Origin of the sequence: Methylophaga sp. UBA4204, from assembly GCF_002379485.1 — a bacterium.
Lineage (GTDB): Bacteria > Pseudomonadota > Gammaproteobacteria > Nitrosococcales > Methylophagaceae > Methylophaga.
The window spans coordinates 34,976-45,702 of sequence record NZ_DFTU01000037.1 but is presented as its reverse complement, the minus strand read 5'-3'; the positions used below and the strand labels follow the sequence as shown (position 1 = coordinate 45,702).

Below are 10,727 nucleotides of genomic sequence, written 5' to 3'. Positions count from 1 at the left end.
AGTCTGGGATTGCCTTACGGCTTTGCCTCGCATTTTGCCCCACAAGCGCTTTATCAAGCACTTGAGGTCTATCGGATGAATTTCAAACCTTCAGCACAATTGGATAAGCCATACGCTATGGTTGGAGTCAATGTCATCGCGGCTGAAACAGATGAGGAAGCTCGCTACCTCGCAACATCACAGCTAATGTCCTTCACTAACCTCTTTCGCGGTACTCGCGGCTTAATGCAGCCACCTATCGAAGATATAGAAACCTACTGGTCGCCTCAGGAAAAGGCCCAGGCAGGACAAATGCTGGATTGCAGTGTCATTGGCAGCCATGAGACGGTTCAAAGCGGCTTGCAAAATCTTATCGAGAAAACGCAAGCCGACGAATTAATGATCGTCTCAGACATCTTTGATACCTCAAAGCGGCAACGTTCAATCGAAATTACCGCGCAGGCAATGGCTTGAACGTCCCCTAGATTTTGCACTAACTAACTCTAGTAGCGTCCCTTTCCAGCATTGGTTAGATCGCTTTCCAAGACATTTGAATATTTTTATCTGTGTTGCATATTTTCTCAAAGCCAAGACGTTCATAGAATCGCAGTGCAGGTGAATTCGTTCGAAAAACCTTAAGCTCTAGCGGTACTTAGTTGGCAGCAGCCTTTGACTGTAGTTTCTTAAGTAGATGAGTGCCAATCCCTTTATTCTGATAGTCCGCTATAAGAGCAATATTTTGCACATAAATCCTCCCGCCATCTATGCAGAACTGAACATAACCAACGATTAGGCCATTGATCGAGACAACTAATGTAGTCGACGATTCGAGCTCACTCGCGAAATTAGCTTTTTGCCATTCCCCCCCCCAAAAAAATCTGATGAATGTGCGAGTAAAATACCGTGCGATGTATCTCAAATAGAGCTTCTAATTCACCTCCACCTGCTGGACGAATATTCATACTTTCTTCCCGATCTTACGGCGAGTTAAGTTGTGAATGACACTTATCATATTCGGTAATAGCTACGATCTTCATTTTTGGTATCATAACGCTCAGCGTAACCGACACCCAACGGAGCGCGGCGCAGTTGGCCGTCCGAGTTCACGACGTGGTTAGGCCGATGTTGCACTATCGCGTTCCTTCGATACATCAGGTCTGCCACTGACAGAGATCATGATCCATGTTCCACCCTGCATGAGGTAGACCTCACTCCATCTGCCGGTGACGTTGATGGGCGTTGCATTTTTGGGGACGACCATCGCGGAGTAGGAATAATGAACGACCCCCACTTTTCCCTCGTAAACCTGAACACTCAGAGGATGAAGTTCGTACCCGCGCAATTCTGGAGATTCACCGGATACCGAGTGAACTGCTGCATCTCGGTCGTGCGGGAGCGGGGCGCTCATGTCCCAACCTACATAGTCGGGATGGAGTGTGGAGCGAATCTGGCCCTCCTCCCTTACCTTCGATAATGCCCACAGATCAACCACGCGCTTCCACAGGTCGCGTTGTTCTGGGGAGAAATCGACAATGGGTAATTGAATCGCCATGCTCTCTCCTAACTGTCCTAACGCCGCCTTAAGCGGACAAAAATAGTTGGCCACACTTTTGTTGAGGCACGAAACAAAGTCAAGTGTTTTTGTTCCGTTTAAAGGCCTTCTTAAATGCCCTTGACTCAAGGGATTAGCTTGTTTTGGTAATCACTCAACAAGGGGGCAGCCAACTTGATTTTGATATTTCGAACTTTTCCGATCCCCTCCGTGAGGTTTTAAGACTGTATGTCTATCCGTTTGCTTGCAGACCCAATGTTGAAAGTTTTCATAGCCCAGTGCCTATCCCCGAAGAGTGGCATCAGTAATTTGTTGATTTTCTTTCCCTAACGTCGTTTTGTCCATAATGAATTTATAACCAGTAGCTGTTTCTACTTTGGTAGCTGCCAACGCAAGATAAATTGGATGCTCTGTTTTCAACTGATCTTCTTCGCCAAGTGCATTGTGGTGATAGCTGGACCAAGGATAAAGGAGTAAATGCAGGTGATTTGTCATGATGACATAGGCATGAAGCTGGCAGTTGACTTTATCTAATGACTCTCCAATATCATGGAGAATACGAGCCATATCCCCTTCTTTTTCAAATATGTTTTGACGATTATTGCCTCGATGCATGATATGCAGAGGCTGACTGGGTAGAACCAATCGAGGAAGTCTTGCCATGTCGTTACATCCTTGTAGCGATAAGGTTTTGGTTACTTTATTACATCAGTTTACGGAATGAAACCAAATCAAGTTGGCTGACCCCTTGATTTCTTTTTTTTACCACCCACCATGATATCCATTTGTAGCACAGGAGGAAAACAAAAAAATGATAAGTATTAACCAAGAAAATCTAATAAATATTTTTGATACCATTTTTTCCATTATGAATCATTAATTTTCTCTTCAGTATTGTAAATAAACACTGAGCTCCATACTTCAGGAGGAAAATCAAGGTAGTCATACTCAATTGAAATAAGTTAATACCTTGAAGAATTAATAGAATTTATAATTTTTAAAAATGTCGTTCTTATCAAAGACAAATAAAGCTTTCTTTGCTCCATTGCTACAAAGTAACCCTTCATCTTCTTCATCCATGATTTCAATGCAAGACATCCTATTGGTAAAATTTTTCACTTGGCATTTCAGTGTTACGCCGTTCACGGGTTTTAGATGACCATTTATTAAGTTCTCTTTTGGTGGGTATGGGCAATCATGATCAATCTTGCTATTGATACTTGTGTTTGAGCATCCTTGGGTTAGTACCACGCTAAGACTGAGTGACAGTGAAATTAATAGTGGCTGCTTTTTCATATAGTGATTTCCATTTCTTGTTGATTAAAATATTTGTGTCAGGGAAAAGTTGATCACCCTTTTCATACTTACTTTTATCTCAGAACATATGGGCCTACTTTTACTCGGCTTGCTGTGTGATTTTCACATTATTATTTGAATCAATTACCACCCATAATTAATGGAATCTATAGCCGATAGATCAGCCATAATGTTCTGGTTATAAAAGGAGTTATGATTTAATTTTTACGGGTACAGTCATCACTCATCGCAATACTCTAAATAAACATATCCTTTATCTCGCATACATTCAGCCTATTCATTAGTGAGTCTTCCCATTGCTTCTGCCCCGAGTTGCATTTCCTTATTTCACTGGTCAATTGATGAAAAACAGCTTTGTGGTATTGGATCAGGCCTAAACAGTGCGGTCTTTCCAGGATTGTTTTGCCTCAATTCTTTGCTTTTTTTGGCAATAACATCTGCCTCTGACAGCCGTCCTGTTTGACGAAGGGACTTTTCATATTCATCAAGATGATTTGCAAGTTCAATCGGATCTGAGTGATCAGCCTTCATTTGATAAAGTAACGGTAAAGACCTTTCAAAAAGAACATTGGCTTCTAAGTAACGCTGTTGAGCACTATATAATCTGGCAAGTTCTGATATATTTTGTGTAATCTTTGCTTCATCATTATCAGCCACCTTTTCACGAACAATAATGGATTGTTTCAACCATTTTTCAGCTTCATCCAATCTACAAAGCTTAATATTTGTTCTTCCTAAACCATACATTGCAATGGCAATATATTGCTGGTCTCTATTTTTATTTGCCGCCCTCAGTGTTTTTTCATAACTTTGAAGTGCTTCCTGATAACGCCCAGAAAGGTATGCTTTATTACCCTTATAATTTAGTTGTTGTTGATGGGAAACAGTCGCACAGCTCATGCTTGAGAGAATTAATAACAAAACTAGAAATATTTTTAGTAAATGCATTTTTCATCCTTAAATTTATTGCAAATAGATACTCAATTGGGAATTTATTAATAGTTCTCATCTAGTTTTTGGAGAGGTGTTACGCAACAGATCACTTATCTCGTGATTACTCTGATTTTGCACATCCCGTTGCAGTTGTGTTGCTCTATCGGGATATTCTTCGGTGTGGTCTGTTGAGCGCCATGAAGAAGAGACTTCTGGCAGCAATTCCTTATCGACGTAGACCAAATTAATGTCTTGATGGGGATTCACATTGCCTAATATTTCCTGCTGTTTTTTATTAGCCACCAAAAAGATAGTAGTTGCAGAAACTGGCTTGTCTTTGGTTTTTATCAACGCACTTTTTACCGTTGCAACATTGAGTGCCTGACTTTTACCTAAAATACCCACTGAAAGCTCTGTACCTGAGGAAAGTAATTGAACAAGTTGGTCTATCGCCACCGTTGACTGGCCCATTTCGAACGTTGCCAGCATGAGTTTTTCTGAAATCAAGTTGCCTGGGCTGGGTACTTCAAGAAAATACAGATCAGTTGAATCAGTAATTTCCATGATTGATCTCATCTGATCTGAATAAGGGTTTGGACGTTTTTGGGCAGATAATTTAGTAGATGTGTAACAGCCAGTAACAAGGCTAAAAAGCAGGGTGAAAAGAGTCAGTCTTAGAATGTTTTTTTTCATGATTCATCCTTAAATCAAAATAATTTAACTAGGGTGTTAATTACGTTCTTGGGTAGAAATCCTTTTTGATAAGTACATACTGATGTCAGTCATCTGCTAAACATTCAGGTGGAGGATTTTTTGTTTTCTCACGACTACAAAGCTTGGGCGCAAGTGCATGAGTTAGGCAGTAGTTATAATCACTTTTTACTTTGCAATACCAACTATTTATCCGCCTCTCTACAGATGGTGATGGGATGACAGCGTTTGGTTGACAGGCGGGGTAGTTACGATAGCGTGTGTCAGTACATGCCTCATTAAGCGTCCAATTTGTATTTTGCTGAATAAAGCCCGCTTTTATCATGCACTTATCCACTAAAAAACCATGATTAAATTGTTCATCTTCTTCAATAACACCAGTTTTCTCATATGCTTTTCTATAAGGCCAACCCAGAGTGCTAGGAGCTATAGCACCACACTCCAATAATGCTTTTTTTACATCAAGCTGTGACTTATTAGATTTTTTCCACATTTGATAATCTTCCGGTGGTGGCTTATCAATATTGCGAATACTGTACTGAGTACAACCAACTAGTAAAAAGAACAAAACAAGCAAGGTATTCTTCAACATTATTGCGTTCCTATTGTTGTAGTAGCCGGGATGTTTATCGAAGATGGTGCTCCATATTGTTTTATGCAGGCCCTGCTTCCAACACCATAACAACCATGGGCGGAAGTTGACTGTCCAAATATGTTGATCCATTCTTTTATTAAATTACTTCCTTCAGGGACTTCCCCATAAGTGGTTTGATTACCGCCTATTAATCTTCCCACAAAATCCGCCATATGATTTTGTAACTCAACTGAAGTCTGGTTGCCGCCGCTTAAAGTATCTAAGGAGTTAGCTGCCTCTTGAGCAGAATATGCTGGTCCCACAAACTTTATGTTTGTATTACTAAGGGGCTCAACTAAGCCCATGGTTTGAAGTGTTTCCATAGCATTACCAATCGTCATCGATCCACGACTATGACCAGTCAAATTAAGTCCGTCCTGCCCATATATTTGGGACAGATTTATAATTTCTTGTGTAGCATTAGTGTTTCCCAATGCAGCACTTTCTAAACCTTTCTGATACCCCGCTACAAGCAGTTCTGAAAGAAAATTATTTGTGTCTGGAAAATGGACCAGATAAACCTTCTCGCCAACTGGTGCCTCGGCCATTTGAACGGAATAAGCTCCAGCTGCCGATTCATCGTTAAAAAGACCATTAGTAAATACATTAAGCTTCTTGTTTTCTCCAGTTGATTTTAATTTGAATTTTTCAGCCTCATCTATTTCGTGCAATATGGGTTTGCCTTCACTGTCTCGAACAACATTTCCTTCATCATCCCTTTCAACTTCAAAAACTTTAGCTTTGGCCAAAAACATTTTTTTAAATGCTTCATCAGTAAATGTTGAAATCGTTGCAGAAAGTAGCAGTTTATCCGCTTGTTCCTGCTGTGCTTTTTCTTGTAAAACCTCCATATCCGGTCTTTCCAGAACGCGATTTGTATCTGAGGTATCTCGATTTAATGATGCAAGGGTTTCTTCAGTATTTTTATCCGTTAATTCTATTTGGGCGGCTTCGTCGGTAATTGTGATGCTAGCCGGACTTATCGCACTCAGTGTTGTGCTGCTGTCCTTAATATCTGCTTCGCCATGATTCTGTAAATTGCTAGCAAGCCCCTTAGCGGCAGCATATTTACTGGTTAGCATGTCACTGCTGAGTGTTAGACCTTGAGAGCTGGCCTCAGCATCCATATGGTTTTGGATATCATTTACAGTCAAAGTACTGGTAATGAGTTGGTTTTTGTCTGAAGAGGCAGCGCTTTCCATCACTGCGCCCTTAAGATCTGTGTTACCAGCGACGATGATATCAAATCCTTCTCCTCCCGCTTTGATACCACTTTGCTCATAAACACTCGCGTAATTGCTGTTACTTTTTTGTTTGCTATTGCTAATGCTGCCGCCAGCAATACCAGCTCCGATGGGTATGCTGATGCTTATACCAGTGTTGCTTTGTTTAGCCTTGCTGGTCGCGGTATCCTGCACACTTTCAATGTTAAGATCTCCCGCAACATCGGCAATCACTCGTTTTCCGCTAACATTGGCACCTATTAAATTTGTGTCGTTGCCAGAATTCAGAGCAAGTGTTTCTCCAGCAGAAACCTGTGTATTGTTGTAAGTCAGACTGTCACTATTGGCTTTTCCTTTACCTCGGCTGGCTGCCAGATCGAGGCTTAAACCTGTTCCCTCACCGCCGATTCCAATAGAAACTCCAATACTGGCACTACTGGATTTGTTTTTACTTTGATTGGTTTCTTTATCGGCACTGGCGATCAAGTTGATGTTTCGTGAAGCATCGAGGGTGACATTTTTATCTGCTGCAATATGACTCCCCACTATAGTTAAGTCATCCTGAGTTGCTTTGATACTGACATCACCACCGGCCTTCACTAAACTGCCTTGGTTATAAGTTAGGCTAGAGCTGCTAGAGCTTTCACTGTTGCTGCTACCAACACTAATACTCAATTTGATGCCTGCCGAAGAAGCTGCATCCTTAATCTCGCCCGCATTGATGGCATCAATGGCTGCACCGCCTTGTTCCATGAGTGTTGCGCTATTGGCATAAGTTTGTAGTGCGTTCAACGCTTTGTTTCGACTACCTTCGCTTTTTAAAGTGTGCTGTGTGGTATCTACAACATTTTGTGCAAGGTTAAATGCACTGCTTTGAACGGCAAGCGTTAAGCCACTTTGTTTGAATTTAGTTTCATGGGTTGTATCACGGGTATTTTGCCCGGCAAGGATATTCACCTGTTGGGCGCTGATATCGATATTGCCTTGCGGGGCTAGAACCTCACTGGCTTTTTGGGTGTAGCGCTTGCCTGCTTCTATTGCCACATCACCTTCAACACTTCCCACGGTGCTGCCAGTTTGATTTGTACTATTGTGAGTCTGGGTTGTATTCAGTGAGCTGGAACCCAGGGTGACACTGGCACCACTGGTACTTAGGCCACTCGTTTTGGTTTTACGCATATGAAATTCGTAAGCTGTATCCTTGGCAGCAGTGATATTCACGTTATCTCCAGCGTTTAATACGGTGCCATTATCACTGATGATATTGCTGCCACGGATGTTCAGATCGTTACCAGCTTCTAACATAACGGTATCACCACTAATGGTGCTACTGATGCTGTTGTCTGCTTTAAACACATCTCGTTGAATCTTGGTTTTACTGCTGAAGGTGCTGCTTCGTTTTACCTTACGTGCCGTATCGAAGTTGCTGGTTTCACGGCCTTCGATGATGTTGATATCTTGCATAGCAGTGACATTGATTGCGCCAGCTTCACTGGTAATGCTAGCGGCAGTTGCATTAACGTCATTGCCTGCATTGAAGCTAATATCGCCCGTTGTTTGAATATCGCTGCCAATCTCCTGCGTGCCGCCATGTTTTACATAGTTTTTCGCATTACGAATGCTGCTGTTCTGTTCGGCAATCTGCACTGTGCCAAGATTGATGTTTTCTTCAGCGTTAATTTGTGTGATGCCCCCTTCACCCTGATTAACGATACTGGCAGCCATCAAGTTAACGTCATTACCTGCTGATGCAACAAGAATGGCATCGGGATTGCTGAGATACAGTCCGGCAACACGATCTATATTTGTACGACTAAAACTGCTGGCGCCTTCTCTTTGTTTGCTGCTTTGTGTTGTGCTTCGAAGGTTAATGTCATTGTCAGCATCCAACAGCATGGCATCTCCTGCTATGACTTGACCGCCAATGTTGTTGATATCATTTTTGGCTTTTAATAACGTCGAATCAGCCACAATCTGACCGCCCAGATTATTGATATTGTCAGCATTCAGCTCCACTATGTCGCGACCTGCAATCGTCCCCTCATTGGTCACATTCGCAGTGAGATTCATGGTGACCGTGTTGCCTGCCATCAAACCGGTGGTCGGCTGCATGTCCTCTGTCTGTGGCCTTATATACACCTGAGGTGCCAAGGCTTGAGTAACTGTTCCATCAGGGAGCGTGACTGTTTGCTCAACCAGCCAGACAATATCGCTGGTGAGCTGAGCCATCTGCTCGGCTGAAAGTGCCACACCCGGAATAAGCTGTAAATCACTGACTTGTGTGAGGGCCGATGTCATCAACGCCTGATATTGCGCTTCATCAGTAGCGTGTCCATCAAGGAATCGACGGCCTGTTAGTTGGGCTATTTGTTCACGCACCAGACGTTGTTCATAGAAACCATCGCCCAAACGTTTTTGAGTCGTTGCAGGGTCGAATGTCAGCTGCTGCAACATGTAGTCAGAACTTAACCAAGAGCGATAATTGGCAAAGCGTGGATTGGTTTCAATCAGATAATCTGCTGCAACATTAGGGGCGGGTTGAAATAAGTTGCTGGTGACAATCGGTAATGCCGCCGAGCTAACTGTAGTGCCACTGCCCGCTGGAACGGTATTACCATCCAATTGTGTAGTGGCAAGGTTATACGTCACGACTTGGTTGGCTGGATTGTAAGGGCCTATAACATCAACATCGTAATCATTGTCGTTGCCGTCCCAATCGTAATAATAAGCCGTGCCGCTATAGCTTGTGGTGGTCCGGCCTTCTGAATTCAGGTTTTGTACTGAGGCGCCAGTAACATCAAGGTTGCCACCCGCGATGATTTGGCTATCACTATTAATCACGGAGCCGCTGATAAACATATCGCCACCCGAGAGAATCTGACCAGGAGCTGAGGATACGATTTGTGTTTCGTAGAATCTTTTTGTACCTAAATAGCGTGTGTATTCGCGGAATGTGTATGACCCTGCTGAACGCCATTCAACATGAACGTTACCAATATGGGCTCCAGAATAGTCAGAGGTTTCATAAATGACACTCGCCCCTCGTGGTGTAAATCGATCAAAACTACCGCTTCCAGTTTGAACAACTTCGGTAATGAGTTCGGCATTCAAGTTTTGTAAATTAGCTATGGTCAAAGCTGCATTACCTAATGCCTCGATAGTCGCACCTTCATTGATGAGTGAATCTGCTGCTCCAATAGCTTGATTAGCCCCATCCAGACTACCAGCAATTGCCAGATCGACTGCACTGAATATCAAACTATCATTGCGATTTTCGATGCTCACAGCACCGATATCAAGCTGATCACGGGCGGCGATCACAGCCCCTGCATCATTGCCAAGTTGGGCGACTTGAATGCCGATTTGATCGCCAAAGATGCTACCGGTTTGACTGTTAAACAGATTGTCTGCGTTGATCAGTGTATTTACGCCATCAATCATGCCGTTGTTTGTGATCGTGTCAGCGGCGGTAATATTAGTATCAAGGCCAGCTATCTCCCCATTCACCGTATTGTCGATGTTGTTGGCGCTAAGGTGTAGCGATTGACTTGCAATTATGGTCGATTGATTGGTGATATCACCACTGGTATGTAAGTTAAGATTAGCGCCTGCTTGCAGCTCACTGGTGTGAATATAATCAGAAGCCAGGTTGATGCTAATGTCACCATCTGCTGTAACGCTGCCATCACTTTCCAGACCTGCGACATCCAACTGGATATTGCTTTTAGCACTGATAGCGCCTGTATTTTGCAGCACCCCGTCGGCAGTGATACTGACACTGCCAACGCTTGCGCCAATATCGCTGGCGTTATTTACTCCCACACCAGCTTCTGTCCCAACCATGTGAATTTTGCCTGCATACATGCCTCCCAAGGCAGCAACGTCAACTGCAAAAGCAGGGACAGCAGTTCCTGCATCAGGAGCAATACTGCTTACGTCGGTCTGATGACCATTACTATCGACATTGACCTGGTTCGTACCCGTAGTAATGTTAAGACTGTTAGCCCATATACCGGCGTTCACATCCACTGCGCGTGAAATCACGTCGGTAAAGTTAGTTTGTGAAGTATCGAGTCCATTCCCTAAAAAGTTAATCTTCCCGCCACCGACGCGATAACCAAGCAGATTGCCATTATTCAGGATGGGTTTCCCCGTCGTCAGCGTGGCGCGATTCGCATTGATAAAGCCACAACCACTGCAGCTGATACCTGCCGGATTGGCAATAACAACCTGAGCGCGACTACCGGCCACTTCAATATAACCGTTCAGTAAACTCGGATTTTGACTGTTAACTTCATTCAATATTACTTTAGCTGTGCCCCCGGCAAGGTAGGGATTGCCTTGAACCCAGCCGCCAAGTTGGGTTTGGGTATTTTTA

At 43.2% G+C, this 10,727-nt stretch carries 8 protein-coding genes and 1 pseudogene; 1 reads left to right on the top strand and 8 read right to left on the bottom strand.

From position 1 onward, the window contains the following. A pseudogene (locus B3182_RS05310) lies at nucleotides 1-453 on the top strand (alkane 1-monooxygenase); the annotation flags it as partial. 178 nt (nucleotides 454-631) lie between these two features. On the opposite strand, the gene B3182_RS16330 reads toward B3182_RS05310, so the two are convergent. The 8 genes from B3182_RS16330 to B3182_RS05275 form a co-directional block, all read right to left on the bottom strand. Further along, the gene (locus tag B3182_RS16330) at nucleotides 632-898 is read right to left on the bottom strand and encodes a GNAT family N-acetyltransferase (protein WP_366652699.1); all 267 of its coding nucleotides are present in this window, start codon (nucleotides 896-898) and stop codon (nucleotides 632-634) included. Between the two features lie 195 nt (nucleotides 899-1,093). Further along, on the bottom strand, nucleotides 1,094-1,531 hold the full coding sequence (locus B3182_RS05305; protein WP_292356912.1) for a nuclear transport factor 2 family protein: 438 nt from the start codon (nucleotides 1,529-1,531) through the stop codon (nucleotides 1,094-1,096). A gap of 282 nt (nucleotides 1,532-1,813) precedes the next feature. Continuing rightward, nucleotides 1,814-2,194 carry a transposase gene (locus tag B3182_RS05300; protein WP_292356913.1) on the bottom strand — a complete coding sequence of 127 codons (381 nt, stop codon included), beginning with the start codon at nucleotides 2,192-2,194 and terminating at the stop codon, nucleotides 1,814-1,816. Between the two features lie 315 nt (nucleotides 2,195-2,509). Continuing rightward, nucleotides 2,510-2,827, bottom strand: a complete 318-nt coding sequence (locus B3182_RS05295) for a hypothetical protein (protein ID WP_292356915.1) — start codon at nucleotides 2,825-2,827, stop codon at nucleotides 2,510-2,512. Between the two features lie 348 nt (nucleotides 2,828-3,175). Beyond that, nucleotides 3,176-3,796, bottom strand: coding sequence for a tetratricopeptide repeat protein (locus B3182_RS05290; RefSeq protein ID WP_292356917.1), 621 nt, complete (start codon nucleotides 3,794-3,796; stop codon nucleotides 3,176-3,178). Nucleotides 3,797-3,853: 57 nt separating this feature from the next. After that, complete coding sequence (locus tag B3182_RS05285) at nucleotides 3,854-4,474, bottom strand: hypothetical protein (RefSeq protein ID WP_292356918.1); 621 nt, start codon at nucleotides 4,472-4,474, stop codon at nucleotides 3,854-3,856. 85 nt (nucleotides 4,475-4,559) lie between these two features. After that, entirely contained in the window at nucleotides 4,560-5,084 is a 525-nt protein-coding gene (locus tag B3182_RS05280) for a hypothetical protein (RefSeq protein ID WP_292356920.1), read from the bottom strand. Further along, nucleotides 5,084-10,727 (bottom strand): hemagglutinin repeat-containing protein (locus tag B3182_RS05275; RefSeq protein ID WP_292751866.1); only part of this gene is annotated, 5,644 nt, incomplete at its 5' end. The genes B3182_RS05280 and B3182_RS05275, both read right to left, overlap by 1 nt.

What these genes read in the sequence shown, in the direction of transcription:
- B3182_RS05305 (WP_292356912.1), bottom strand. Translation starts at nt 1,531, where the DNA reads ATGGCGATTCAATTACCCATTGTCGATTTCTCCCCAGAACAACGCGAC.
- B3182_RS05300 (WP_292356913.1), bottom strand. Translation starts at nt 2,194, where the DNA reads ATGGCAAGACTTCCTCGATTGGTTCTACCCAGTCAGCCTCTGCATATC.
- B3182_RS05295 (WP_292356915.1), bottom strand. Translation starts at nt 2,827, where the DNA reads ATGAAAAAGCAGCCACTATTAATTTCACTGTCACTCAGTCTTAGCGTG.
- B3182_RS05290 (WP_292356917.1), bottom strand. Translation starts at nt 3,796, where the DNA reads ATGCATTTACTAAAAATATTTCTAGTTTTGTTATTAATTCTCTCAAGC.
- B3182_RS05285 (WP_292356918.1), bottom strand. Translation starts at nt 4,474, where the DNA reads ATGAAAAAAAACATTCTAAGACTGACTCTTTTCACCCTGCTTTTTAGC.
- B3182_RS05280 (WP_292356920.1), bottom strand. Translation starts at nt 5,084, where the DNA reads ATGTTGAAGAATACCTTGCTTGTTTTGTTCTTTTTACTAGTTGGTTGT.